The 24,139-nt window shown below is 71.7% G+C and carries 27 protein-coding genes; 11 read left to right on the forward strand and 16 right to left on the reverse strand.

Annotated elements, in window-relative coordinates; genetic code table 11:
* Nucleotides 1-89: 89 nt before the first annotated feature.
* Nucleotides 90-260 (reverse strand): hypothetical protein, encoded by a 171-nt coding sequence (locus ACFY2Q_RS15400; RefSeq protein ID WP_387130585.1) that lies wholly within the window; start codon nt 258-260, stop codon nt 90-92.
* 157 nt (nt 261-417) lie between these two features.
* Here ACFY2Q_RS15400 and ACFY2Q_RS15405 point away from each other — a divergent pair, with 157 nt between their 5' ends.
* Nucleotides 418-1,317, forward strand: coding sequence for an alpha/beta hydrolase family protein (locus ACFY2Q_RS15405; RefSeq protein WP_387130587.1), 900 nt, complete (start codon nt 418-420; stop codon nt 1,315-1,317).
* A 90-nt stretch (nt 1,318-1,407) separates the two neighbouring features.
* The gene (locus ACFY2Q_RS15410) at nt 1,408-2,379 is read left to right on the forward strand and encodes an alpha/beta hydrolase family protein (protein ID WP_387130589.1); all 972 of its coding nucleotides are present in this window, start codon (nt 1,408-1,410) and stop codon (nt 2,377-2,379) included.
* Between the two features lie 24 nt (nt 2,380-2,403).
* On the opposite strand, the gene ACFY2Q_RS15415 is transcribed toward ACFY2Q_RS15410, so the two are convergent.
* From ACFY2Q_RS15415 to ACFY2Q_RS15425, 3 genes are all read right to left on the reverse strand, one after another.
* Complete coding sequence (locus tag ACFY2Q_RS15415; RefSeq protein ID WP_387130591.1) at nt 2,404-3,366, reverse strand: zinc-binding dehydrogenase; 963 nt, start codon at nt 3,364-3,366, stop codon at nt 2,404-2,406.
* Nucleotides 3,367-3,453: 87 nt separating this feature from the next.
* Nucleotides 3,454-4,632 carry an NADP-dependent malic enzyme gene (locus tag ACFY2Q_RS15420; protein ID WP_387130593.1) on the reverse strand — a complete coding sequence of 393 codons (1,179 nt, stop codon included), beginning with the start codon at nt 4,630-4,632 and terminating at the stop codon, nt 3,454-3,456.
* 143 nt (nt 4,633-4,775) lie between these two features.
* On the reverse strand, nt 4,776-5,126 hold the full coding sequence (locus ACFY2Q_RS15425; protein ID WP_387130595.1) for a S24/S26 family peptidase: 351 nt from the start codon (nt 5,124-5,126) through the stop codon (nt 4,776-4,778).
* 84 nt (nt 5,127-5,210) lie between these two features.
* On the opposite strand from ACFY2Q_RS15425, the gene sodN reads away from it, so the two are divergent.
* Genes sodN through ACFY2Q_RS15440 form a run of 3 tightly spaced genes read left to right on the forward strand, consistent with a single transcriptional unit; the run spans nt 5,211 to nt 6,570 of the window.
* Nucleotides 5,211-5,615: a superoxide dismutase, Ni gene (gene sodN / locus ACFY2Q_RS15430; RefSeq protein ID WP_387130597.1), complete on the forward strand. Its 405-nt coding sequence runs from the start codon at nt 5,211-5,213 to the stop codon at nt 5,613-5,615.
* Entirely contained in the window at nt 5,612-6,169 is a 558-nt protein-coding gene (locus ACFY2Q_RS15435; protein ID WP_387130599.1) for a GNAT family N-acetyltransferase, read from the forward strand. Before sodN ends, ACFY2Q_RS15435 begins: the two co-directional genes overlap by 4 nt.
* Nucleotides 6,166-6,570, forward strand: a complete 405-nt coding sequence (locus ACFY2Q_RS15440; RefSeq protein ID WP_357486497.1) for an ATP-binding protein — start codon at nt 6,166-6,168, stop codon at nt 6,568-6,570. The genes ACFY2Q_RS15435 and ACFY2Q_RS15440 overlap by 4 nt, the downstream gene beginning before the upstream one ends.
* 107 nt (nt 6,571-6,677) lie before the next feature.
* Here the strand turns inward: ACFY2Q_RS15440 and ACFY2Q_RS15445 are convergent, their stop codons facing one another.
* Complete coding sequence (locus tag ACFY2Q_RS15445) at nt 6,678-7,067, reverse strand: hypothetical protein (protein WP_387130602.1); 390 nt, start codon at nt 7,065-7,067, stop codon at nt 6,678-6,680.
* Between the two features lie 43 nt (nt 7,068-7,110).
* Between ACFY2Q_RS15445 and ACFY2Q_RS15450 the strand changes: the two genes are divergently transcribed.
* Both ACFY2Q_RS15450 and ACFY2Q_RS15455 read left to right on the forward strand, forming a co-directional pair.
* Nucleotides 7,111-8,061, forward strand: a complete 951-nt coding sequence (locus ACFY2Q_RS15450) for a diacylglycerol/lipid kinase family protein (RefSeq protein WP_387130605.1) — start codon at nt 7,111-7,113, stop codon at nt 8,059-8,061.
* Nucleotides 8,062-8,509: 448 nt separating this feature from the next.
* The gene (locus ACFY2Q_RS15455; protein ID WP_088950012.1) at nt 8,510-8,767 is read left to right on the forward strand and encodes a WhiB family transcriptional regulator; all 258 of its coding nucleotides are present in this window, start codon (nt 8,510-8,512) and stop codon (nt 8,765-8,767) included.
* 104 nt (nt 8,768-8,871) lie between these two features.
* On the opposite strand, the gene ACFY2Q_RS15460 is transcribed toward ACFY2Q_RS15455, so the two are convergent.
* From ACFY2Q_RS15460 to ACFY2Q_RS15475, 4 genes are read right to left on the reverse strand one after another with little or no spacing between them, the layout of a single operon-like run.
* The gene (locus ACFY2Q_RS15460; RefSeq protein WP_387130607.1) at nt 8,872-9,675 is read right to left on the reverse strand and encodes a sirohydrochlorin chelatase; all 804 of its coding nucleotides are present in this window, start codon (nt 9,673-9,675) and stop codon (nt 8,872-8,874) included.
* Nucleotides 9,657-10,418: a phosphoadenylyl-sulfate reductase gene (locus ACFY2Q_RS15465; protein WP_387130936.1), complete on the reverse strand. Its 762-nt coding sequence runs from the start codon at nt 10,416-10,418 to the stop codon at nt 9,657-9,659. The genes ACFY2Q_RS15460 and ACFY2Q_RS15465 overlap by 19 nt, the downstream gene beginning before the upstream one ends.
* Nucleotides 10,419-10,444: 26 nt before the next feature.
* Complete coding sequence (locus ACFY2Q_RS15470) at nt 10,445-10,606, reverse strand: hypothetical protein (RefSeq protein ID WP_387130609.1); 162 nt, start codon at nt 10,604-10,606, stop codon at nt 10,445-10,447.
* Nucleotides 10,603-12,315: a nitrite/sulfite reductase gene (locus tag ACFY2Q_RS15475; protein ID WP_387130611.1), complete on the reverse strand. Its 1,713-nt coding sequence runs from the start codon at nt 12,313-12,315 to the stop codon at nt 10,603-10,605. Before ACFY2Q_RS15475 ends, ACFY2Q_RS15470 begins: the two co-directional genes overlap by 4 nt.
* A 446-nt stretch (nt 12,316-12,761) precedes the next feature.
* Between ACFY2Q_RS15475 and ACFY2Q_RS15480 the strand changes: the two genes are divergently transcribed.
* Nucleotides 12,762-14,363, forward strand: coding sequence for a glycosyltransferase family 39 protein (locus ACFY2Q_RS15480; RefSeq protein WP_387130613.1), 1,602 nt, complete (start codon nt 12,762-12,764; stop codon nt 14,361-14,363).
* Between the two features lie 28 nt (nt 14,364-14,391).
* Here ACFY2Q_RS15480 and ACFY2Q_RS15485 read toward each other — a convergent pair whose 3' ends face one another.
* Entirely contained in the window at nt 14,392-16,011 is a 1,620-nt protein-coding gene (locus ACFY2Q_RS15485; RefSeq protein WP_387130616.1) for a histidine kinase N-terminal domain-containing protein, read from the reverse strand.
* A gap of 25 nt (nt 16,012-16,036) precedes the next feature.
* Nucleotides 16,037-17,068 carry an SIS domain-containing protein gene (locus ACFY2Q_RS15490; RefSeq protein WP_387130938.1) on the reverse strand — a complete coding sequence of 344 codons (1,032 nt, stop codon included), beginning with the start codon at nt 17,066-17,068 and terminating at the stop codon, nt 16,037-16,039.
* A 181-nt stretch (nt 17,069-17,249) separates the two neighbouring features.
* On the opposite strand from ACFY2Q_RS15490, the gene ACFY2Q_RS15495 reads away from it, so the two are divergent.
* Nucleotides 17,250-19,088 carry a tetratricopeptide repeat protein gene (locus tag ACFY2Q_RS15495; protein ID WP_387130619.1) on the forward strand — a complete coding sequence of 613 codons (1,839 nt, stop codon included), beginning with the start codon at nt 17,250-17,252 and terminating at the stop codon, nt 19,086-19,088.
* A gap of 274 nt (nt 19,089-19,362) precedes the next feature.
* Here the strand turns inward: ACFY2Q_RS15495 and ACFY2Q_RS15500 are convergent, their stop codons facing one another.
* Nucleotides 19,363-20,943: an MDR family MFS transporter gene (locus tag ACFY2Q_RS15500; RefSeq protein ID WP_387130621.1), complete on the reverse strand. Its 1,581-nt coding sequence runs from the start codon at nt 20,941-20,943 to the stop codon at nt 19,363-19,365.
* Between the two features lie 111 nt (nt 20,944-21,054).
* Here ACFY2Q_RS15500 and ACFY2Q_RS15505 point away from each other — a divergent pair, with 111 nt between their 5' ends.
* The gene (locus tag ACFY2Q_RS15505; RefSeq protein ID WP_387130624.1) at nt 21,055-21,657 is read left to right on the forward strand and encodes a TetR/AcrR family transcriptional regulator; all 603 of its coding nucleotides are present in this window, start codon (nt 21,055-21,057) and stop codon (nt 21,655-21,657) included.
* A 135-nt stretch (nt 21,658-21,792) separates the two neighbouring features.
* On the opposite strand, the gene ACFY2Q_RS15510 is transcribed toward ACFY2Q_RS15505, so the two are convergent.
* Complete coding sequence (locus ACFY2Q_RS15510; protein ID WP_387130626.1) at nt 21,793-22,302, reverse strand: GNAT family N-acetyltransferase; 510 nt, start codon at nt 22,300-22,302, stop codon at nt 21,793-21,795.
* A complete protein-coding gene (locus tag ACFY2Q_RS15515; RefSeq protein ID WP_387130628.1) occupies nt 22,299-22,520 on the reverse strand; it encodes a biotin/lipoyl-binding carrier protein in 222 nt (73 codons plus the stop codon). The genes ACFY2Q_RS15510 and ACFY2Q_RS15515 overlap by 4 nt, the downstream gene beginning before the upstream one ends.
* A 221-nt stretch (nt 22,521-22,741) precedes the next feature.
* Between ACFY2Q_RS15515 and ACFY2Q_RS15520 the strand changes: the two genes are divergently transcribed.
* Complete coding sequence (locus ACFY2Q_RS15520) at nt 22,742-22,816, forward strand: 50S ribosomal protein bL37 (protein WP_369814844.1); 75 nt, start codon at nt 22,742-22,744, stop codon at nt 22,814-22,816.
* 114 nt (nt 22,817-22,930) lie between these two features.
* Here ACFY2Q_RS15520 and rsrA read toward each other — a convergent pair whose 3' ends face one another.
* Nucleotides 22,931-23,218, reverse strand: coding sequence for a mycothiol system anti-sigma-R factor (rsrA, locus tag ACFY2Q_RS15525; RefSeq protein WP_387130630.1), 288 nt, complete (start codon nt 23,216-23,218; stop codon nt 22,931-22,933).
* Between the two features lies 1 nt (nt 23,219).
* Entirely contained in the window at nt 23,220-24,047 is an 828-nt protein-coding gene (locus ACFY2Q_RS15530) for a sigma-70 family RNA polymerase sigma factor (RefSeq protein WP_387130632.1), read from the reverse strand.
* Nucleotides 24,048-24,139 lie beyond the last annotated feature (92 nt).

Genomic DNA, 24,139 nt, shown 5'->3' on the forward strand with positions numbered 1-24,139 from the left:
GAGGCTCGCAGCGCTAGGCGAGGCTCGCAGCGCTAGGCGAGGCTCGCAGCGCTAGGCGAGGCTCGCAGCGCTAGGCGAGGCTCGCAGCGCTAGGCGACGAGCCAGGCGACGAGGGCCACCAGGAGCACGACGACAGCCACCGCGCCGAGGATCAGTGGGAGACGGGACGGCGCTTCCGCCACACCGGCGGTCTCCGGTGTCTGGGTGAACGCGCGGAACGCCTCGGTGTTGCCGCTGGGGTCTGTGTAGTTCTCAGCCATGCCGGTGACCCTAGCGAAGACAGCGTCGGCGTATCGTCCCCCGCCGCACCGCCCGCCGGTGTCGACCCGGCCGGCGTAGTCGACCCCACCCGGGTGGCGGGCGCAGCCGGGCCGGAAGGCGGGGTCGCGGCGCACCCCGGGCACCTACGGTAAAGCGATGGGGGCGGGGCGGCTGATCGCCGTGTTGGTGACAGCGCTGCTGGCTGGCTGCGCGCCGGCCACCGCCGCGCCGGGCGGGTCAAGCGGCGCGCAGGCGGCGCGTCGGGCGCCCGAGGGGTCGTACGCCGTCGGCGTGCGTACGCTCACCCTCGATCCGCGCTCGGCGCGCCCCCTGCCGGTGACCATCTGGTACCCGGCGTCGACAGGCGGGGTGGCCGCCGGCCGGTTCCCGGTGGTGATCTACAGCCACGGGCTGCACAGCCGGCCCGACCTGCACGCCGGGCTGACCACCCGCTGGGCGGCGGCCGGTTTCGTGGTGGCGGCCCCCGCGTTTCCGCACACCCGGCAGGGCGCCGCCCAATTCACCCGCGCCGACGTCCGCAACCAGCCCGCCGACGGTTGGCGGCTCATCCGGCACCTGGGCCGCCTCGACAGCGACCCCACCGATCCGCTCGCCGGCCACCTGGACCTCACGTCCATCGCCGCCGCCGGGCACTCGGCGGGCGGCTTCACCACAAGCGGCATGTTCACCGAGGGCCATCCGGCACGGCTGCGCTCCGGCATCGTGATCGCCGGCGGCGGGCTGCCCGGCAGCTTCGCCGGCCCTGTCGCGCCGCTGCTCTTCGTGCACGGCACGGCCGACGCCGTGGTGCCGCTCGCCGTCGCCCGGGCGGCGTACGCACGCGTGCCGGGGCCTGCCGCGTTCCTCAGCCTGCTCGGCCAGGGCCACGGCGAATACCTGACGCCGGGCAACCAGGGGTTCGCGCCGGTCCTCGCCACCACCACCGACTTCCTCCGGTGGACCCTCTACGGCGATCCTGCGGCGGGAGCACGCCTGGCGACCAACGCCCGCGCGCCCCTGACCCGCTACGAGACCCACGCGCCAGCCCTGGGCTGACACCCGCCAGCGCCGGACAGTCGGTGGGCGGGTGATGGTGTCGGCACAGCGCGCCCAACCCGGCGACCCCGGCAGGGCACAATGAGCCCCATGTCTCGTCGCGTCACCCCCACGCTGCTGGCCACCACTCTGCTCATGGCCGGTCTGGTCGGCTGCTCCACAGACGCCCCGAAGAACGAGAGCCTGCCGGCGCCGGTCACGCCACCACCCGCCGCGACCGCCACACCGACACCGCAGGCCTCCGCCGCGACAGCACCGGAGCAGGCCTTCGCCGTCGGCGTACGCCAGCTGGAGCTGAACCGGGACGGCCGTGCGCTGCCGGTCACGCTCTGGTACCCGGCTGCCGGGAAGGCCGGCGGCGTGACAAAGCGGTCCGCGGCGGCCGCCGAGGGCCGTTTCCCGGTGGTGATGTTCAGCCACGGCTTCACGGCTCACCCGGACGACTACGCCCCCCTGCTGATCCGGTGGGCCGCAGCGGGGTTCGTCGTGGCGGCGCCGACCTTTCCGCACACCTCGCGAGGCAGCGACGGCAAACTCGTCGACGTGCTCAACCAGCCGGCCGACGTGTCGTACGCGCTGACCCAGGTGCTGGAGCTGGACGGCAAGGCCGACGACGGGCTACGCGGCCGCCTCGCCACCGACCGGGTGGCCGCGGCCGGGCACTCGGCCGGGGCGGTGACCACAATCGGCCTCTTCACGGGCGGTCGGGACGAGCGGCTGGACGCCGGGGTGGTGTTCGCCGGTACGGCAGTCGGCGTGGGCACCGCGTTCGCGGGGGCGTCCGCGCCGCAGTTGTTCGTGCACGGCGAGTTGGACGAGGTGGTCGAATACGCGGCGGGCAAGGCCGCGTACGACAAGGTGCCGTGGCCGAAGGCGCTGCTGAGCCTGCCCAAGGGCGACCACGGGCGGGGGCTGCTCAGCGACGGCAAGACGCTGCGGATCGTCTCGGACACGTCAGTGGAGTTCCTGCGGTGGTCGCTGTACGGCGACGCGGCGGCCAAGGAGCGCATCTCCACCGGCGCCACGCGCGGCAACCTGGCAACGTTCGACGACCACCTCTGAGCGCGCCGCGCCGCGCTCGCCGCGTCAGGCCGTGTGGTCGATGACGACCTTGCCGAAGGCGTCGCCGGAGTGCAGGCGGGCGAAGGCGTCCTCGACCCGGCTGAACGGGACCACGCTGTCCACCACCGGGCGCACCTCGTTGTCGGCGCAGAACGCCAGCAGCTCGTACAGCTCGCCGGGGGTGCCCATCGAGGTGCCCAGGATCTCCAACTGCATCGCGAAGATCCGGCGAAGGTTGACCGACGGCTGGTGCCCGGCGGTCGCGCCGGAGACCACGATCCGGGCCATCGGCGCGGCTGACTTCAGCGAGTGGTCGAAGGTGGCCGCGCCGACCGTCTCGATCACCACGTCGACCCGCTCCGGCAGCCGGGCACCCGGTTCCACAGCTGTCGCGCCGAGCGCGGTGATCCGCTCCCGCTTGGTGGCGTCGCGGCTTGTCGCGTACACCCGCTTGCCCATCGCGACGGCGAGCGCGACGGCCGCGGTGGCGACGCCGCCGCCCGCGCCCTGCACGAGCACGGAGTCCGCGTCCGCGACGCGGCCCTTGGTGGTCAGCATCCGCCACGCGGTCAACCACGCCGTGGGCAGGCACGCCGCGTCGGTCGCCGCCAGGCCGTCGGGCAACGGGATCAGGTTCGATCGGGGTACGGCGACCCGCTCGGCGAGCGTCCCGGCGAAGTGCTCGGAGAGGATGGACACCCCGCGCGGGTCACTCGGCGTGACGACAACCGGGTACACGACCACCTCGTTGCCCTCGGGGTCCACGGCGACCGCGTCGCAGCCGAGGATCATCGGCAGCTGTGCCTCGGTGAGCCCCACACCGCGCAGCGACCAGAGGTCGTGGTGGTTGAGCGAGCTGGCCCGGACCTGCACGGTCACCCAGCCGTCTTCCGGGTGGGTCGGCTCGGGCCGTTCGCCGACCGTGAGCGCGGCGAGTGGGTCGGAGTCGTCGAGGCGGGAGGCGAAGGCAGCACGCATGATCGGCACGGTAACAAGCTGAGCGCCCGTTAAGAAGGGCCCCGCCCACGCCCTGGGCGTGAGAAAGACCCTTCTCAACGGGCAGAGATCAGCAAACTACCGACGGGCGACGCCGTCACGGCGGGCCGCTTCGGCGACGGCTTCGGCGACGGCCGGCGCGACGCGCGGGTCAAGCGGCGACGGGACGATCGCGTCGGCGGTCAGCGACTCGGCTACCACGCCGGCGATGGCGTCGGCGGCGGCGACCTTCATCCCCTCGGTGATCCGGGTGGCCCGCGCGTCCAACGCGCCCCGGAACACACCGGGGAAGGCCAACACGTTGTTGATCTGATTGGGGTAGTCGCTGCGCCCGGTCGCCACCACCGCGACATGCCGGGCGGCCATGTCGGGGTGCACCTCCGGGGTCGGGTTGGCCAGCGCGAACACGATCCCGCCGGGTGCCATCCCGGCGACCGCGGCCTCCGGGATCTGGCCGCCGGAGACGCCGATCAACACGTCCGCGTCGCGCAGCGCCTCGGTGATGTCGCCCTGGCGGCCGGCCGCGTTGGTGCTCGCCGCGAGCTCGGCCTTGGTGCCGGTCAACTCGGTGCGGTGCCGACCGATGATCCCCTTGGAGTCGCAGACGACCACCTGGTCGGGGTTGACGCCCCCGGCGATGAGCATCTTCGTGACGGCGACACCTGCGGCACCCGCGCCGCTCACCGCCACCCGCAGGTCGCCGAGCTTGCGGTTGAGCAGGCTGGCCGCGTTACGCAGCGCGGCGAGCACCACGATCGCCGTGCCGTGCTGGTCGTCGTGGAAGACCGGGATGTCCAGCGCCTCGTCGAGGCGACGCTCGACCTCGAAGCAGCGCGGCGCGCTGATGTCCTCCAGGTTGATCCCACCGAACGAGGGGGCCAGCGCCTTGACCACCGCGACGATCTCGTCCACGTCCTGGGTGTCCAGACAGATCGGCACCGCGTCCACCCCGGCGAACTGCTTGAACAGCACCGCCTTGCCCTCCATCACCGGCAGCGCGGCGCGCGGGCCGATGTTGCCGAGCCCGAGCACCGCCGAGCCGTCGGTGACCACGGCCACAGCGTGCGACGCCCAGGTGTAGTCGTCGGCCAGGTCGGGGTTCGCGGCGATCGCCTCACAAACCCGGGCAACCCCTGGGGTGTACGCGAGGGAGAGGTCTTCCCGGCTGGTGAGGGGCACCGTCGAGGCGACGGCCATCTTTCCGCCGACGTGCAGCTGGAACACGGGATCAGCGGGGTCCACGGTGGACGAAGACATGGTGGTGACTCCAGGATCTGTCGAGCAGATGGGGCGGCCGGGCCCCGCCGCGAGGTGGGCGGCGGGCGTGGCGCGCGGTGCGGGGGGTCACCCGGGCACTTTCCGAGCATAGTGTGGACGCCGTTGCTCGGATGTGAGCAGGGTCATAACGGACGAGGCGGCACCCGTCCGGGGCGCGGCCAGTAGCGGGCCACCACCCTCCCCCGCACGTCGGCGACCCCGTACGCCCGGGAGTCGTCGGTGACCAGGGCGTTGTCCCCGTGCAGCCACCAGCCGCCGTCCTGTGGCCGGACCGCCCGCTTCACGACCAGCAGCTCGGGGCGCGTACGGAACACCGCGACCACCACGTCACCGGGGCGAATCGGTCGTCCTCCCGGGCGGACCAGCACCGCGTCGCCGTGCCGTAGGGCCGGTGCCATGGACGGGCCGGTGACCAGGACAGCGGTCAGCGGCCCCCGCAGCCGGGGTGCCTCTGCCGGTTGATCGACGCGCACCGGTTTCGCCTCCAGCCGGTTCGGGGAGCACTCCCAGGAGTAATGTCGCCTTTGATCATCGCAAACCTGCCATGGAGGATCCCGATGCGACTTTCCCGCATCCTTGCGCCCCGCGTCACCGCGAGCGCTCACTGCGACCTGCCGTGCGGCGTCTACGACCCGGCTCAGGCTCGGATCGAGGCCGAGTCGGTCAAAATGATCTGCGAGAAGTACCAGGCGAACACCGACCCGGAGTTCCGCACCCGGGCGGTCATCATCAAGGAGCAGCGCGCCGAGCTGGTCAAGCACCACCTGTGGGTGCTGTGGACCGACTACTTCAAGGCGCCCCACTTCGAAAAGTACCCGAACCTGCACACCCTGTTCAACGAGGCCACCAAGCTCGCTGGCGCCGGTGGGGTCAAGGGCAGCCTGGACCCGGCTACCGCCGACCAGCTGCTCGCGAAGATCGACGAGATCGCGAAGATCTTCTGGGAGACCAAGAAGGCGTGACCTCTCCGGTCATCCCGACGATCCGGCCGGCACGTCCCGAGGACGTGCCGGCCGTCGTCGCCATGGTGCACGAGCTGGCGGAGTACGAACGTGCTCCCGACCAGTGCCACCTCACCACCGAGCAGCTGACCTCGGCTCTGTTCACGACCACTCCGGCGCTCTTCGGGCACGTCGCGGTCGACGAGCGTGACGAGCCGGTCGGCTTCGCCCTGTGGTTTCTCAACTTCTCCACCTGGGCCGGAGTGCACGGCATCTACCTGGAGGACCTCTACGTCCGACCGTCCGCCAGGGGCACCGGCGCGGGCCGTCTGCTGCTCGCCACCCTCGCCGACATCTGCGTCCAGCGGGGCTACCAGCGGCTGGAATGGTGGATGATCGACTGGAATCCGGCAGCCGGCTTCTATGCCTCGATCGGTGCCGAACAGCTGAACGAGTGGGTCCCCTACCGGCTCAGCGGCGAAGCGCTGCACGGCCTCGCCGCCCGGGCGCAGGCCGCCACAACGCACCCGAACCATCGACCGGGTAGAGTCCCCGACCGGAGGGATGAGGCGTGACTCAACTGACCGGCCAGCCAGCGACCGACGACGACGTGGTGCACCTCACGGTGCCCGCCGACGGCGGTTACCTTGGCGTGCTCCGCACCGCCACCGCCGGTCTCGCAGCCCGGTTGCAGTTCGCGCTCGACGAGATCGAGGATCTGCGGATCGCCGTCGACGAGGCCTGCGCCATGCTGCTCGCCATCGCCACCCGGGACGCCGAGTTGGAGTGCCGGTTCTCGGTAACCGACGACGCGCTGACCGTCGAGGTGACCGTGCCCACCGTGCGGGGTGCCACGCTGCCCGCCGAGTCATCGTTCGCCTGGAAGGTGCTCACCGCCCTGACCACCTCGGCGTCCGCCACGGCGGCCGAGGGGCGGGCGACGATCTCGCTGCTCACCCGTCGCTCGAACGGCTAGCGACAGGCCACCGTCCGCAACGGACCGCCAGGGCAACCCGCGGCGTCGGGTCACTCGAAGCCGGTCGGGTCACTCGAAGCCGGTCGGGTCACTCGAAGCCGGTCGCGTCACTCGAAGCCGAGGGCCCGCGTCGTCGGTGGGCTGACAAGCAGCCAGCCGACGCCCAGGCCGAGCGCCATCAGCGGCACCCCCAGCCAACCCAGACCTGCCTGGATCATGAACCACCCGATCGGCAGCAGCATCAACTGGAGCACGATCGCGGGGGCGCGTGCGCCGGCCCGTCGGCGCACGAGCGCGCGACCCAACGCCCAGAGCGCGACCGCCGCGCCGACGGCGAACGCGGTCACCAGCAACGCCGACGCGAGGTCGGTGGTGGTCGCGGTGAGGTCGGCCCAGACCAGCCAGACGGCGATCAGCCCGACGGCGACCGCCTCCGCCCACAGCAGCCGAACCGCCCAGCGGAGCGTGACAGGAATCGGAGCCGAGTCGATGGTCACGCGCGCCACGATACCCGGGCTACTGGAAGGTACAGTGCCGCCCATGCGGGCCGTCCTGGTGGTCAATCCGAAGGCCACCACTACCAGCGAACGCAGCCGGGACCTGCTTGTCCGGGCGCTGCGCAGTGAAGTCGACCTCAGCGTGCGCTACACCCGCCGTCGGGGGCACGCCATGGCGCTGGCCCGGGAGGCCGCCGTCGAGGGCGTCGGTCTTGTCGTCACCCTGGGTGGTGACGGCACTGTGAACGAGGTGGTGAACGGCCTGATGGCGGCCGAACCGCCGGTGGGCGCCGAGGGCGCCTCGATGGCCGAACGACTGCCCGCGCTGGCCACCGTTCCGGGTGGTTCGACAAATGTGTTCGCCCGCGCGCTGGGCCTGCCCCGGGAGTGGCCGGAGGCGACCAGCATGATCCTCGAAGGGCTGCGGTTGGGCCGGCAGCGGACGGTCGGGCTGGGCCGCGCCGACGACCGCTACTTCACCTTCTGCGCCGGGTTCGGGCTGGACGCCGCAGTGATCCACCGGGTGGAGCAGGCCCGGCGGCGGGGCCGCGTCTCCACTCCGGGGCTCTACCTGCGCTCGATCATGAACCAGTACTTTCTCGCCTCGGACCGGCGGCACCCGGCGATCAGCCTGGAACGCCCCGGCGAGCAGGTGGAGGACGAGCTGGCCACCGTCATCATCCAGAACACCGCCCCGTGGACGTACCTGGGAGAGCGCGAAGTCAACCCGAACCCGGACGCGTCGTTCGACCTCGGGCTGGACGTGCTGGCACTGCGGCAGCTCCGGGTGGCTAGCACAACACGGACAGTGACTCAGTTCCTGTCCCGGAAGCCGGATCGCACCGGCCGGCAGGTGTTACGGCTGCATGACACAGCGGAGTTCACCCTGCTCTCCAGCCGTCCGCAGGCGTTCCAACTGGACGGCGACTATCTTGGCGAGCGGGAGAAAGTCAGATTCGCATCCATTCCCGCCGCACTCAGAGTAATCTGCTAAGTCTCGGGTACTGCCCTAGGTCGACGCGGCTGCCGCAACCGCGAAGACGGCCGCCGCCACACCGAGGGGCAGGTGCCGGAAATGTCAGCAATGTCACGCGGACTGTACTACATTGATCCTCGACTGTGGCACGGCGGGTAACCAGGAAGGTGCTGGAACCCGGACAAATGGGTTGTGGGCTTGCTCACCGCACGGAGTTTTTCCGAGCGTCACCCTTGACATCACGAAGGTTCGTGAAAGTATTCACAAGCGAACTTGAGTTACCGGGACGTTGCCTGGATACGCTCGTCAGGTTGAGCCGTTCCAGCAGCACGCCCCAGGGCTAACTGCCTGCTCACGCACTGCCGAATGGTCGGACGCGAACTGTCACCATCGGCAATGCGGATGCATATAGGAAAAGCACCACAAGCAATAAAGCCACCCATCCAGAATGAGGAGTGTTGCCGCCATGGACTGGCGTCACCATAGTGTCTGCCGCGATGAGGACCCGGAGCTGTTCTTTCCGATCGGGACGTCCGGACCGGCTCTCCTGCAGGTCGAGCAGGCCAAGGCCGTCTGCAGGCGCTGCTCCGTGACCGACCAGTGCCTGCAGTGGGCACTCGAGTCGGGCCAGGACGCCGGCGTCTGGGGCGGAATGAGCGAAGAGGAACGGCGTGCCGTCAAGCGGCGCGGCGGCCTCCGCGTGCTGCGCGCTCACTCCGCCTGATCTCCCACGACACAGCAGTGCGCCCCGGCGGGTCCGCCCGCCGGGGCGTTCAGCTTTTCCCGGCCGTGTCACACCGCCGCCGTTTCCGTTGGCCCCGGCTCTCGTCAGGCCGCTGACGGCACGGCGCTCAGGTCGTCGACCCGCCGCAGCACCAACCTGGCCAACTCCGGTGCGTCGGTCAACGGGGCGGCCACCGCCACCGCGCCGGCCGTCCGGGCCGCCTCGGCCACCGTGTCGTGGAACAGGCCCGGTGCCAGGAAGTACGCGGCCACCGCCACCCGCCGCGCACCGGCCGCCCGCAACCGGGACACCGCCACACCTGTCGCCGGTGGGGCCGCCGACGCGTACGACACCCGGCAGGGCACTCCGAAATCCTCGCTGAGCGCGGCCGCCACCTGCCCCACCGAGCCGCGTGCCCGCGCGTCCCGGGTGCCCGCCGCGGCAAGCACCAGCGCGTCGAAGCGGCCCGGACCCGCCTCGCCGAGCCGACGGCGCAATGCGGCGAGCAGCAACGGGTCCGCAGTCCCGTCTGCCGGGCCGAGCACGTCGGTCACCCGTGCCGCAAGCGTCGGCTCGGCCCGCGTCGCGGCGGCGACGGCCGCGGGGATGTCGACCCGGCGGTGGTACGCGGCGGTCAGCAGCAGCGGCACCACCACCGCGCGACGGTGGCCGGCCACGGCCAACGCGCGCAGCACCTCGGTCGGCCCCGGCTCGGTGTGGTCCAGCCAACTCGACCACACCTGAAGGCCCGGCCTGGCCGTCGACACCGCCCGGGCCAGCGCCCGGGTGGCCTCGGCGGCTCGTGGATCACGGCTGCCGTGGGCGACAAGCACCACCGGAGCCGCCCCGCCGGCCGAGACTGCGCCGGTCGGGGCCGCCGAAGGGGAGGTCAGACGTGCAGCCCGCACTCGGTCTTCTCGAACATGGCCCACCGGCCGGCCCGCGCGTCCTCACCGGCCTTGGTACGACGGGTGCACGGCCAGCAGCCGATCGAGCCGTACCCCTGCTTGAACAGCTCGTTGACAGGCACGTTGAAGCGGGCGATGTAGGAGTCCACATCCCCCTGTGACCAGGCCGCGATCGGGTTGATCTTGACCTTGGCGCGACGGGCGTCGAAGGTCACGACAGGCGTGTTGGCGCGGGTCGGAGACTCGTCCCGGCGCAGGCCGGCGGCCCAGGCGTCGTACCCGGACAGCGCCCGCTCCAACGGCTCCACCTTGCGCAGTTGGCAGCAGTCGTCCGGCGACTTGTTGAACAGGCGGGGGCCGTACTGACCGTCCTGCTGCCCGACGGTGAGCCGGGGCCGGATCGACCGGACGTTCACCGGGAGTGTCCGGGCCACCTCGTCGCGCACCCGGAGCGTCTCGGGGAAGTGCAGGCCCGTGTCGAGGAAGACCACGTCCACGCCCGGGGCGACCCGGGACACCAGGTGGGCGAGCACGGCATCGGCCATCGAACTGGTGACGCAGAACCGGTCGCCGAAGGTCTGCGCCGCCCAGCGGGCGATCTTCAGTGCCGGCGCGCCCTCCAGCTCCTGAGCTGCCTGTTCGGCGAGCTCCCGCAGCTCGTCGGGGCTGCGCCGGGTCGGGTCGGCCGGTGTCGACCCGCCCGGGCCGACCAGACCCAGACCGGCGGCGGAGACGAGACCCACCCGAGCTGGCTCCGCGCTCCCCGCGCTCACCTGTTCACCGACCGCGACAGCAGTCCGGTGAACTTCACCGAGAAGACCCGCGTGCAGGCGCGGCACTCCCAGGCGCCGTGCCCCGCCTCGTTCGGCCGCAGGTCCTCCTCTCCGCAGTACGGGCAGTACAGAGGTGCCGCTCGGTTCTCGCTGCTCACCGCAGTTCCTCCTCGTCGACTCTGATCACCCAGTTGGCGAACGTCTCGCCCGCGCTCCGACCCGCCAGGTAGCGGCGGGCCAGCCTTTCCACGTACTCCGGAAGCTCGTCGGCGGTGGTCTTCAGGCCCCGCAGCTTGCGGCCGAAACCGGCGGTCTGCCCCTGCGCCATGCCCAGGCCGCCGCCCAGGTGCACCTGGAAGCCCTCCACCTGCTGGCCGTCGGGGCCGACCACCAGCTGCCCCTTGAGCCCGATGTCGGCCACCTGGGTACGCGCGCAGGCGTTCGGGCAGCCGTTGATGTGGATCGAGATGTCCGCGTCGAAGTCGCGCAGCCGCTGCTCCAGCCGCGCCACCAACTCCTCGCCGCGGGCCTTGGTCTCGACGATCGCCAACTTGCAGTACTCGATGCCCGTGCACGCCATCGTGCCGCGCCGCCAAGCCGACGGCCGGGCCTCCAAACCGATCCCGCGCAGCGCGTCGACGAGCGACTCCGTCCGCTCCGACGGCACGTCGAGCACCAGCAGCTTCTGGTACGGGGTGAGCCGCACCCGGTCGCTGCCGTGCGCCTCGACCACGTCGGCCAGTTGGGCGAGCTGCCCGCCGGACACCCGCCCGACCACCGGGGCCGCGCCGACGTAGTGCCGCCCGTCGGCCTGCTCGTGCACGCCCACGTGGTCGACGGGCTTCGCCGGCAGCTCCGGCGCGGGACCGTCGAGCAGCGTCCGACCCAGGTACTCCTTCTCCAGCACCTCGCGGAAGCGCTCCACGCCCCAGTCGGCCACCAGGAACTTCAGCCGGGCCCGGTGCCGCAGTCGGCGGTAACCGTAGTCACGGAAGATCCCCACCACGCCGGCCCACACGTCCGGCACCTCCGCCAGCGGCACCCAGACGCCGAGCCGCTGGGCGAGCATCGGGTTGGTGGAGAGACCGCCGCCGACCCAGACGTCGAAGCCGGGGCCGTGCTCGGGGTGGTCGACACCGAGGAAGGCGATGTCGTTCGACTCGTACGGGGTGTCCACGAGCCAGGAGATGGACGTCTTGAACTTGCGGGGCAGGTTGGAGAACTGCTTGTCACCGACGTACCTGGCGACGATCTCGTCGATCGCGGGGGTCGGGTCGAGCACCTCCTCGCGGGCCACGCCGGCGACCGGGCTACCCAGCACGATCCGTGGGCAGTCGCCGCACGCCTCGGTGGTCTGGAGGCCTACCGACTCCAGTCGACGCCAGATCTCCGGCATGTCCTCGACCCGGATCCAGTGGTACTGGATGTTCTGCCGGTCGGTGATGTCGGCGGTGTCGCGGGCGAACTCCCGGGAGATGTCCGCGATCACCCGCAGCTGCGCCAGGCTGAGCTGGCCGCCGTCGATGCGGACCCGGAGCATGAAGAACTCGTCCTCCAGCTCGTGCGGCTCCAGCACGGCGGTGCGCCCGCCGTCGATGCCGGCCTTGCGCTGGGTGTAGAGACCCCACCAGCGGAACCGGCCACGCAGGTCCTGCGGGTCGATGGAGGCGAAGCCGCGGTGCGCGTAGATGGTCTCGATGCGGGCCCGGACGTTGAGCGGGTCGTCGTCCTTCTTGATGCGCTCGTTGGGGTTGAGCGGCTCGCGGTGGCCGAGCGCCCACTGACCCTCACCCCGGGGCTTGCGCGGCGCCCGGGCCGGGGGTGCCGTCGAATCTCCGGAACGGGCCGGGATGCTGCTGACCGCCATCGCGGCGTCCTCCGTTGTCTGCTGTGCCTCGGGGCAAGCGCGGGGCGCGGCGGCCGGCCCGGCAGAGCGGGCGGGACAACGGTGTCTGAGACAGCCGGCGCGGAGCGCGCCCGAGACAGATTGGGTCGGGCGTCGTCAGTAGGCCGGACAGATCGCGCTGCGCACGCGGCCGTAATCGACGTGGCGACGAGCCACGAAGCGGCGGACGACAGCGGCGGTCATGGTGCCATGCTGCCACACCAGACAAGGGCCAGCCAACGTCCACACGGAGGATCCCACATCACGGGCCTACCCCCGCGATCTTGCACTTTCTGCCCCGACATACGGGGCACTTCACTCATAACGGCGACCGAAAGTGCAAGATCGACAGGAGGTGGTGGGTGACAGCGGCGTGGCGCTGGGCGGGGTGTGGGTTCTCGGGTGCTTGTGCGTGGGAGGCTCGGGAGGTGGGCGGATTGTCCGAGAAGTCGACCAAGGGCCTGCCGGTCTGGCTTCTTCCGGCGCTGCTGACCCTGGCGGTGACCGTGACAGGGCTCGGATCGGCGCAGCTCTGGCGCGACGAGTTGGCGACCTGGAGCGCCGCCACCCGGTCCCCCGGCGACCTGGCCCGGTTGGCGGACACGATCGACGCCGCAACCGGCCCGTACTACCTGCTGATGCACGGCTGGGTCAGTGTCGTCGGCGACTCAACTGTCGCCCTGCGCCTGCCGGCGGTGCTGGCGATGACCGTCGCCGCCGGGCTGCTCGCCGTACTCGGGGAGCAGCTTGTCGACAGACGTACCGGCCTCTTCGCGGGGCTGTTGTTCGCGGTGCTCCCCAGCACCTCCCGCTACGGGCAGGAAGCCCGCCCGTACGCCCTCGCCACCGCGCTCGCCGTCCTCGCGACCCTGCTGCTGGTGACCGCGCTGCGACGGCCGGGGTGGGCCCGGTGGGCCGCGTACGCCGCAGCCGTGGCAGCGCTCGGGCTCACCCACCTGATCGCGCTCACCCTGCTCGCCGCGCACGCGCTTGTCGTGCTGCTCACCTGGTGGCGCGGGACCGTCGCGGCCGGCATCAGCCCGCCGGGGCGCGAGACCGGGCCGGGGCGCGAGACCGGGCCGGTCCGCGAGACCACGCCGGTCCGCGAGACCACGCCGGTCCGCGAGACCACGCCGGTGCGCGAGGCCGCGCCGACGGACGACACCCCGGCCGGCGGTGTCGCGCGCCGGGACCTGCGGGTGTGGCGGTGGGTGGTGACGGTGGTGCCGGCCGCGCTTGTGGTGACCCCCCTGCTGCTGCGCGCCCGGACGCAGCGCTCCCGACAGTTGAGCTGGGTGGCCCCGGCCCGGTTGGACGATCTGAGCGCGCTGCCCGGTGGAGTGGCGCAGAGCAGTGTGGTGGGCGGCCTGGTGGTCGGGGTCGCCGCGCTCGGCGCGGCCCGGCTCGGGCGGCGCGCCCTGCTACCGGTGAGCGCCGTGCTCCTGCCTGTCGCGCTGCTCTTCGCCGCCGGTGCGGTCGTACCGCTGTGGGTGCCTCGGTACCTCGTCTTCGTGGTCCCCTTCGCCTGCCTGCTGGCCGGCGCGGCGCTGGCCGGGGTGGCCGTCCCGGCGGCGCTGGTCGTGGTGGTCCTGGCCGGGCTGCTCGGCCTGCCCGATCAGGCCGCGCTGCGGCGCACCCACGAGTGGCCGCGCAACGCCCCGATCGACTACGCGGGTGCCGCACGGGTGATCGCCGACGGCCAGCAGCCGGGCGACGCGGTGGTCTACTCGCCCCGGGACAGCTGGCTGTTCCTCGACCTGGGCGTCGACTACCACCTCGACGACCCGCCACGGGACGTGCTCGTCACCGAGGACGAGGTGCGCCGAGGTGACCTCTGGGCCGCCGAGTGCTCGCAGCCGGCGCAGTGCCTCGCCGGCACCTCACGGGTGTGGCTTGTCGTCGCCGGGCGGCACGCCGAGCCGCTTGCCGTCGTGCAGGGGCCCAAGGGCGACGCGTTGCGCGCGGACTTCACTGCCGCGCGGGTCTGGCACCGCCCCGGCCTGACCGTCGCCCTGCTGACCAGCCGCTGACCCGACCGCAGCGTCGGCGCGGGTCGCGTCAGATCTGTGAGCGGCCGTCGGGAGCGTTGCGGGCCAGTGGGACGACCAGCAACGCCTCGGTGCCGCCGTTGGCGCCGGCCCGCAGCTCGATGGTGCCGCGCAGCTCCCCGGTGACCAGGGCACGAACGATCTGGAGGCCCAGTTTGCTGCCCCGTTCGGCGTCGAACTCCGGCGGCAGCCCACGCCCGTTGTCGGTCACCGAGACGTGCAGCATCTTGCGGAACCGGTGCGCCGTGACCACCACCTCCGGCCGCCCGGCCGGGTCGGCCTCCGCCACGACGGCCGGCACCAACTCCGGCCCACCGGCCGGCACCCCGTGGTGACCGCCGCCGGACCCGGGTGCGCCCTCCGGCTCGTCAGCGGGCGGGAAGCCGTGCTCGACGGCGTTGAGCAGCAACTCGTTGAGGACCATCACCAGCGACGTGGCGATCTCTGCCGGCAGCACGCCGAAGCTGCCCTGACGGCGCATGCCGACGCTCACCTCGGTGGCCGCGACCTCGGTGGCCGCGCTTGCCACCCGGTCGACGATGCCGTCGAACTCGACCGCCTCGTCGCTGGACATGGAGAGCGTCTCGTGGACCAACGCGATCGAGGCGACCCGGCGGACCGACTCCTCCAGGGCGACCCGCGCCTCCGGCATGGCCACCCGGCGGGCCTGGAGCCGCAGCAGCGCGGCCACGGTCTGGAGGTTGTTCTTCACCCGGTGGTGGATCTCCCGGATGGTGGCGTCCTTGGTGATCAGCGCCCGGTCCCGGCGGCGTACCTCGGTGATGTCGCGGACCAGCACCAGCGCGCCGATCGGCACCCCGGCGGGCATCAGCGGCAGCGCGCGGGTCAGCATCGTGGCGCCGCGCGCGTCGATCTCCCGGCGGGGCGGCGCCTCACCGCGCAGCGCGGCCAGGATCCCGTTCGAGGCTTCGGTGCCGTCAAGCGGGTCACCGGCCAGCCGGCGATGCAGCCCGGCCAGGTCCTCCCCCACCAGGTGGGACGCATAGCCCAACCGCCGGTACGCCGACTGCGCGTTCGGGCTCGCGTAGGTGACCTTGCCGCCGGCGTCCAACCGGACGAGGCCGTCACCGACGCGCGGCGCGGAGGTGGTCTCCCCCGGGTGCCGGGGCGGCGGGAAGGTGCCGTCCGCGATCATCTGGGCCAGGTCGTCGGCGGTGGTCAGGTAGTTGAGCTCCAACTGGCTTGGCGTCCGCGCGGTGGAGAGGTTGGTGTCCCGACCGACCACGGCGATCACCTCGCCGGCCTCGCCCTCGGCGGTCCGCAGCCGGACCGGGATCGCCTCGTGCCGGGCCGGCACGTCGCCGTACCAGACCGGGTCGCCCTCCCGCCAGATCCGACCCTGGGAGTACGCGACCCCCAGATGCGCCACCTCAGGCCCGCCGATGATCCGCCCCACCTGGTCGTCCTGGTACGCGGTAGGGGCGGTCGTCGGGCGGACCTGGGCGACACAGAGGAACGTGCCGTCGGCGTCGACCGGCACCCAGAGCAGCAGATCAGCGAAGGACAGATCGGAGAGCAACTGCCAGTCACCGGCGATCCGGTGCAGGTGGTCGATGTCGGCCGGTCGGAGATGGGTGTGCTCCTCGGCGAGGTCGCGCAGCGTGGACACGGTGACCAGCCTGCCACGCCGCGCCTCACATCGTCGCGGTGACCTTCTTCAACCCGCGCGGCGAGTCCGGATCCTCGCCCCGGCTCAGCGCCAACGCCAGCGCCAGTCGCTGCAACGGCAGGATGTCCAGCAACGGCGCGTACCGCTCGTCGACCTCGGGGACGGCGAGTCGGGTGGCACCCGGCACGTCGGCGGAGCCGACCACCACCACGTCCGCGCGGCGCTCACCGAGGCGGGGCAGCACCTCACCCATCGAGCGGCCACCCGGGCCGGACCCGACCACGGCGAGCACCGGGACCTCCGGGTCGGTCATCGCGAGCGGGCCGTGCAGCAGGTCGGCGCCGGAGAAGGCGAGCGCCGGCAGGTACGACGTCTCCATCAGCTTGAGCGCGGCCTCCCGGGCGGTCGGGTAGGCGTACCCCCGCCCGGTGGTGACCAGTTGCTGCGCGAACCGGTAGCGCGGTGCGAGCTGGGCCGGCGTCTCGTCGGCGAGGGTCCGGGCGGCCAGTTCGGGCAGCGCGGCGAGCGCCTCCCGCTCGGCCGCCGGGAGCACACCGTCGCCGGCCCGGATGCCCTCCACGAGCATCAGCAGGGCGAGCAACTCGGCGGTGTACGTCTTGGTGGCGGCCACCGCCCGCTCGTGCCCGGCGGCGATGTCGATACTCAGCTCGGCCGCCTCGGCCAACGGGGACCCGGGGGCGTTGGTCACCGCGAGGGTGAGCGCGCCGGAGGCACGCGCGGCGCGCAACACCTCGCCCAGATCAGGTGAGCCGCCGCTCTGGCTGACGCCGACGACGAGCGCGTCGGACAGGTCGGGGCGGGCGCCGAACAGGGTGACAGCGCTCGGCGACGCGAGCCCGGCGGGCAGGCCGAGCCGGATCTCGGTCAGGTACGCCCCGTAGAGGGCCGCGTGGTCGGAGGTGCCCCGGGCGGTGAAGACCACGTGGCGCGGCCGGCGCTCGGCGACGGCCGCCGCAACCCGGGCGATCGACCCGGCGTTGGCGGTGGAGAGCAGGCGGGCGTAGCCGTCCGGCTGCTCGTCGATGTCGGCGGCCATCCCGGCCCCTGCACGTGTCACGAACACTCCCCTCATGCGCGGTTGCCGCGCGTTTCCTGCTCAGCCTTGCACGTTTGCTTCGATCGCAGCAACCGATCGAGCAGCAATGCGCAGTTGATCACCTAAAGATTGCAACATCAACTACGCTGGGGCAGCTGTGCCGCTGCGACGAGAGGACGACGTGCCAGAGGGAAGGGATGACCCCGCGCTCTCCGCGACGGAGGAGCTGGCCCTCGCCCGGCTGGCACTCGACGAGGGCGACCTGCGCCATGCCGCCGACCACCTCGCCAGCGCCCTGGCACGGGCACCCACGCTGCCAGAGGTGCACGAGACACTGGCCCGCCTCGCCGCGGCCGGCGGCGGCGGGCTCGACCTCTTCCCGATCACCCACCACACCTTCGTCGGTGCGGTCGTGGCCCGCGCCCACCTGCTGGCCGCCTCCGGTCGCCCCGCCGAAGGGTTGGAGCTGCTCGCCGCGGCGACCGGCCACGCACCGGGCACAGAGTGGGCCGGTGTGCCCTGGGTGACCGCGTCCGAGCTGGTCGAGCGGCTGGAGCCGGAGCACATCGCCCGGGTCCTCATGCAGGTCTGCGCCGCACTGCCCGACCCGGTGCCCCGGGCCGGCCGGGGCGCGCTCACGCCGTACCTCACGCTTGCCCGCAACGCGGCCACCGTCCACCCCGAACACGGCCTGCTGCTGGGCGCGGCGTCCGCGCTGGCCCGGCGACTCGGCGAGGTCCCGCTGGCGATCCGCTGGGCCAGCCGAGGGGTACGGTTCCAGCCGTCGAAAATGGGCGAGGTCTGGCTCGGGTACGCGTACCGCAGCGCGGGCCGAACCCGCGACGCCCTCTCGGCCCTCTACCGGGCCGTCGAACTGGACCCCGCCGACCTGGCCATCTACGCCGACATAGCGGGCACCCTGGCCGACACCGGCCGGCTCGACGACGCGCTGGAGTGGACCGAGCGGGCACTGGCCCGCGACCCGTCGTTCGACTGCGCGGTGCACACGGCCCACCGCCTGCGGCACCTGCGCGACGGCGACCTGGCCCACCTGGTCGCGCTCGCCGACTTCATCCGTGACCACCCGGACGACAGCCACGAGCACGGCGACCTGGCCCAGTGCTGCCGGGGCCGCCCCTGGCTCGGGCAGTTGACGCCGGCCGGCGGCCCGCTCGTCGACGCGCTGCGCCAAGCCGTCGCCGACGACGACAACGGCCTCGGCAGCGCCGTACGCCTCACGGCGGCGGCCCCACCGAGCGCCCTGCGGACCGCCACGTCGGTGGCACCCGGACTGCGGATCGAGGTGGCCGGCACGCCCGAGCCCGACCCGCGCGAACCCCGGCGGGCGTCCGCCCAGCGGCTGTGGCACTTCGCCGAGAACGTACCGACGCCAGCCCTGCCCGCACCCTCGGCGGCGGCAGTCGAACGCATCGGGCAGTTGGCCCATCCGGCGTGGCCGCACCCGCCGGCCGCCTACGACGCGGCGGTAGGCCTGGCCGGGCTTGACCTGGGTGACCTGCTCGGGCTGCTGGTGCACCCGCCGGCGGCACCAGCCAACGCGCTCGGCCGGCTGCTTGCCGCCCAGGATCCGTCGATCTGGGTACGCGGCGTGCAGGTTTGGGCCTGCCTCGGGCTGCTGCACCACCGCACCGACGAGCCGTGGGACGAGTCGACCCGGCGCCGGGTGCTGCTCGACCTGGTCTGGGGCGTGGAGGACTGGGTCACCGAGGCCGCGATGTTCGCCCTGGTCACCGCAGCCTGGGTGGACCCCTCAGTACGCCCGGACGTGGCGCGGGCGGTGGCGGAACGACTCGCCGACGCGGCCGCCGTGGCACAGGCCCGGCCGGTCCCGATCGCCGTCTCGCTGGCCCACCTGGCGCTGGCCGCCCCGGAGCTGGACGCCGCGACGGCGTCGCTGGCCACCAGCCTGATCGGCAACCAGTCCCCCCAACTCCCCCGCCCCCGCAACCCGCTACGCCGCCTCTGGCAACGCCTGATCTCCCCCCGCCGCCACCGCTAACTCCCACCCCTCGCGACCCTCCCCGCTCCCCGCTCCCCGCTCCCCGCTCCCCGCTCCCGCTCCCGCTCCCGGCTCCCGCGATCTTGCACTTTCGGTCGCCGTTTAGTCCGGGTTGTGAACTTATGTCGGGGCAGAAAGTGCAAGATCGCGGGGAGGGTGGGGCGAAGTGCGGACGGGTACGGCGGGGGCGGGGGCGGGGGCGGGGTAGGGGAAGGGGCGCGCCGCGCCGGCCTGGGAGGGCGGCGCGGCGCTTCTGGGGCCGGGGTGGGTTGGGTTAGGCGACTGGGGCCTTGCCCAGGGCGACCTCGGCCTCTTCCTCGGGAGTGGCCTGCGGCGGCGCCTCGTTGGCGGTACGCAGCGGGATCTCCTTGATGAACCAGGCGAGCACCGGGATCACGATGGTGAACAGCACCGCCCAGAGGAACACGTGCGAGATCGCGCCGGCGAGGCCATCGAGGACCATCTCACGCGCCTGGGCGGGCAGCTCCTTGAGCTTGGCGAGGTCCATGCCGCCGCCGCCCTCGCCACCGAAGGCCGCGCCTCCGGCGGAGTCGGCGAGCCGATTGGCGAAGATCGCGCCGAACAGCGAGATGCCGAACGAGCCGCCGATCGACCGGAAGAAGGTCGCCGCGCCGCTGGCCGCGCCGAGGTCCTTCTGCTCCACGCTGTTCTGCGCGATGAGCATCGAGGTCTGCATGAGGAAGCCCATGCCGGCACCCAGCACGATCATGTACAGCGAGGACTGCAACTTGCTGGTGTTGGTGTCGAGCATGGCGAGCAGCCCCATGCCCGCGGTCATCACGACACCACCGATGATCGGGTACGCCCTGTACTTGCCGGTCTTGGTGATCGCCCGCCCGATGACCAGTGAGACGACGAGCATGCCGAACATCAGCGGCAGCAACAGCAGGCCACTGTTGGTCGCCGAGGCGCCCTGCACCGTCTGCTGGTAGAGCGGCAGGAAGTTCATCGCGCCGAACATCGCGAACCCCAGCAGGAAGCCGATCAGCGAGATCAGCGCGAAGTTGCGGTTGGCGAAGAGCGCCAACGGGAGGATCGGCTCGGACACCTTGCGCTCGACCAGGCCGAACGCCACGAGCGCCACCAGACCCAGCACTGCCAGGGCGAGGATCTGCGGTGAGGTCCAGTCGTACTCGTTGCCACCCCAGGTGGTGATCAGCACGATCGCGGTGATGCCTACTGAGAGCAGCCCGGCGCCGAGCCAGTCGATCCGGTGCTCGGTGCGGTACTTCGGCAGGTGCATCGTGGTGATCAGCAGGAGCAGCGCGACGCCGCCCAGCGGCAGGTTCACGTAGAACGCCCAGCGCCAGGAGAGGTGATCGGTGATGAAGCCACCGACCAGCGGGCCGGCGACCATGGCGATGGCCATGATGCCGGCGATCATGCCCTGGTAGCGCCCGCGCTCGCGGGGCGGGACCAGGTCGCCGATGATCGCCATCACGCCGACCATGAGACCGCCGGCGCCGAGGCCCTGCACGGCCCGGAACGCGATGAGCTGCACCATGCCGTCCTGCGGGCCGCCCAGCATCGCGGAGCCGGCCATGCCGCAGAGGGCGGAGCCGAGCAGGAAGATGCCGACCGAGGTCAGGAAGACCGACTTACGGCCGTACAGGTCACCGAGCTTGCCCCAGATCGGGGTGGAGACGGTGGTGCCCAGGACGTACGCGGTGACAACCCAGGTGAAGTGGTTGAGGCCGCCGAACTCGCCGACGATCCTCGGGAGCGCGGTGCTGACGATCATATTGTCGAGCATCGCGAGCATCATCGCGATCATCAGTCCAAAGAGGACGACCCGCACGTTGGGTCGCGCGCTGGCCTGCGTCACCTGAGTCATGGGTAAGCTCCCCCGAAGAACTTTCACTACTTACTTGCCGACCGGCTAGTTACCTTACTAGCCGGACGGTAAGTTGGGCAGCAACTGCCGGTCAAGCGAATTGGAGACGTGGTGAGGGAGAGCACAGGCGGCACCCGGGAGCGGATCAAGGCCGTCGCGCTGGAGCTCTTCACCGAGCAGGGGTACGAGAAGACGTCGCTGCGCGAGATCGCCGAGCGGCTCGGCGTCACCAAGGCAGCGCTCTATTACCACTTCAAGAGCAAGGACGACATCGTCGCCAGCTTCGTCGAGGAGCGGCTGGAGCGGATGGACGCGCTGATCGCGTGGGCCGACGATCAGCCGGCGAACCTCGACACCCGGCGCACGCTGATCTCCCGGTACGCGGACTCGATGTTCGGTGGCGAGCAGCCGTCGGTGATGCGGTTCTTCGAGCAGAACCAGACAGTGCTCAAGAGCCTCGTCGCCGGCCAGCAGATGCGCAGCCGGATGATGCAGTTGGCCTATGCGCTCTGCCGGGGCGACGACTCCCCCACCGCCCAACTGCGCGCCACGTTGTCACTGTTCGCGGTGCACAGCAGCTGGTTCGCGGTACGGACGCCGGGCATCACCGACGACGAACGCCGTCGGATCGCGCTGGAGGTGGCCGACGAACTGCTCGCCAGAATCGGCGATCAGGACACGGGCGCGGCCCCGACGGGCGACACGCAACACTGACCGGGCGACCAACCCAGGCCGCGATCCTCGCCGACGCCCCCCGGCCTGACAGGCGTCGCCGCCCGCCGGCCACGCACGTCAGCGAACGCGACGGCACCAGATCAGAATCAGGCGGTCAGCCGCGACGGCATTGGTTTAGGCGTTGCGCAGGTCGAGGCGCAGGCCGAGCAGGTCGACCCCGGGCGCTGGCGACCAGTCCTTCTCGGGCATCCGGACGAACCCCAGCCGCTCGTAGAGCCGGTGCGCCGAGACGGCAAGCCCGGCGCGCACGCAGATCACGACCGCCCTGCAGCCCAACTCGGCCGCGCGGTCGACGCACGCCTGAGCCAGTGCCGCGCCGACGCCCCGGCCCTGGGCACCCGGGTCGACGGCGAGCATGCGGAATTCCGCCTCGCCCGGCCCGGACAACTCGGCAAAGCGGGTCCCCGGCAGCACGAACGTCACCGAGCCGAGCACCACACCGGTCACCTCGTCGACGGCGACCAGCACCTCGCCGCTGCCCGCCCGGGTCGACACGTCGGCCAGCGTCGCCTCGTACCCGTGCTCGCCCTTGAGCTGCCCGTCCGCCTCGTACGCGGCCACGGTCAGCCGGGCCACCGCCGGGAAGTCGGACGCCTCGGCGGGCCGGACCCGCAGGCCGGTCAACTGATCACCGCGATGAGGTCGCCGTCCTGCACGACGTCGCCCTCGTTGACGGCGAGCTGCTGGACCACACCGTCGGACTCGGCGATGACGGGGATCTCCATCTTCATCGACTCGAGGATCACCAGGGTGTCGCCCTCGGACACCGTGTCACCCGTCGACGCGACGACCTTCCAGACGTTCGCCACCATCTCGGCGCGGATCTCCTCGGCCATGTCCACGGCCCTCCTTTTCGCGATGTGCCTGCCGACGTATCCAATCACGCGAGGGTCGGGCGTGGGTGTCGAGCGGCGCGGCAGGCATGACGGGACGGCCCCGGGGGAAGGCCCCGGAGGTCGACCGCACTACCATCAGCGGGTCGGACCCGCCGCCGGGCGGCCGGTGGATGCACCGGCGCGAGGCCGCACGCAGCACGGATCCGACCCATCACGAGGAGGTCAGCATGGCGAAGAAGTCCCGGAAGAAGAAGGCCCGGAAGAAGAGCGCGGCGAACCACGGCAAGCGTCCCAACTCCTGAACGTGCCGACGGGTCGACGACCCGTCAACGGTCAGCCCGCACCGGCGCAAGCCGGATGCACCGGTGGCCCGGGTCGACATCGACCCGGGCCACCGGTTTGTGTCCGTTAGTTGCTCAGTCGGCCAGTTCGCGCGAGTCGCTGGTCTCGAAGACCACAAGCTCGGTGAGCTTCACGCGCAGCCGCTCACGCAGTTGATCCGGTGCGGTCTCGTTGCCGCAGCACCGAGCGACAAGCGCCCGTACCTCCTGCTCGAGCCCGTACTCGCGCAGGCACGGCCCGCACTCGTCGAGGTGGTGCCGGATCAGCAGGCGCCGCTCGTCGGCGCACTCCAGATCCAGGTAGAGGTAGACCTCCGCGAGCACCTCGCGGCAGTCCGTCTCGTGGGGTTTTCCACAGCTCACGTCACACCTCCCGGCCGGCAGCGGCGGCGGTCGAGCCCTTCGCGGACCGGGCCGGGCTGAAGCCCCGCTCCGCGGCGTACTGCTCGAGCAGCTTGCGCAGATTACGACGGCCCCGGTGCAGTCGCGACATCACGGTGCCGATCGGCGTGCCCATGATGTCGGCGACCTCCTTGTACGAGAAGCCCTCGACGTCGGTCAGGTAGACGGCCAGGCGGAACTCCTCCGGCAGTTGCTGGAGGGCCTCCTTGACGTCGCTGTCCGGCAGCCGGTCCAGTGCCTCGGTCTCGGCTGAACGCAGACCGCTGGAGGTGTGCGACTCGGCTTCGGCGAGCTGCCAGTCGGTGATCTCCTCGGTGGGCGCCTGGATCGGTTGGCGCTGCCGCTTGCGGTAGGAGTTGATGTAGGTGTTGGTCAGGATCCGGTAGAGCCAGGCCTTCAGGTTCGTGCCCTGCTCGAACTGGTGGAAGGCCGCGTACGCCTTCAGGTAGGTCTCCTGGACCAGGTCTTCGGCATCCGCCGGGTTGCGCGTCATGCGCAGCCCAGCAGCGTAGAGCTGATCGACGAATGGCATCGCGTCCCGTTCGAACCGGGCCCTGCGCTCGTCCGTCTTCTCGGTGGTCAACCGCACATCCCCTCGCGTCGGATGCTTTCCCGCCGAGGATACGCGCACAGACCTGCCCGCAGATTCACTTCCGGCTGGTGTGCCCGTGCTCACCGCACCCACACCGCCCGGTCCCGCTGCCGCGGGCCAGTCCGGAGCATCCAGCAGCCGCTTCAGCTGCTTGGCGTCCCGCTCGTCCCGTTCCAGGCTTCGTGTCTCGGTTGGCACCGGTCACCCCCTCGCAAAGTCGTCCCGGGGGTTGTAACGCGAGATGACGGGTGAGGCATTCCATCCCGCTCTCCCGTTCCTGGTCCCGGCCC

The organism is Micromonospora sp. NPDC000316, assembly GCF_042898885.1.
Lineage (GTDB): Bacteria > Actinomycetota > Actinomycetes > Mycobacteriales > Micromonosporaceae > Micromonospora.

Coding starts and splice junctions, on each gene's coding strand:
- ACFY2Q_RS15405 (WP_387130587.1), top strand. CDS start 418: ATGGGGGCGGGGCGGCTGATCGCCGTGTTGGTGACAGCGCTGCTGGCT.
- ACFY2Q_RS15490 (WP_387130938.1), bottom strand. CDS start 17,068: ATGGCCGCCGACATCGACGAGCAGCCGGACGGCTACGCCCGCCTGCTC.
- ACFY2Q_RS15475 (WP_387130611.1), bottom strand. CDS start 12,315: ATGGCGGTCAGCAGCATCCCGGCCCGTTCCGGAGATTCGACGGCACCC.
- ACFY2Q_RS15410 (WP_387130589.1), top strand. CDS start 1,408: ATGTCTCGTCGCGTCACCCCCACGCTGCTGGCCACCACTCTGCTCATG.
- ACFY2Q_RS15500 (WP_387130621.1), bottom strand. CDS start 20,943: ATGACTCAGGTGACGCAGGCCAGCGCGCGACCCAACGTGCGGGTCGTC.
- sodN (WP_387130597.1), top strand. CDS start 5,211: ATGCGACTTTCCCGCATCCTTGCGCCCCGCGTCACCGCGAGCGCTCAC.
- ACFY2Q_RS15455 (WP_088950012.1), top strand. CDS start 8,510: ATGGACTGGCGTCACCATAGTGTCTGCCGCGATGAGGACCCGGAGCTG.
- ACFY2Q_RS15400 (WP_387130585.1), bottom strand. CDS start 260: ATGGCTGAGAACTACACAGACCCCAGCGGCAACACCGAGGCGTTCCGC.
- ACFY2Q_RS15450 (WP_387130605.1), top strand. CDS start 7,111: ATGCGGGCCGTCCTGGTGGTCAATCCGAAGGCCACCACTACCAGCGAA.
- ACFY2Q_RS15420 (WP_387130593.1), bottom strand. CDS start 4,632: ATGTCTTCGTCCACCGTGGACCCCGCTGATCCCGTGTTCCAGCTGCAC.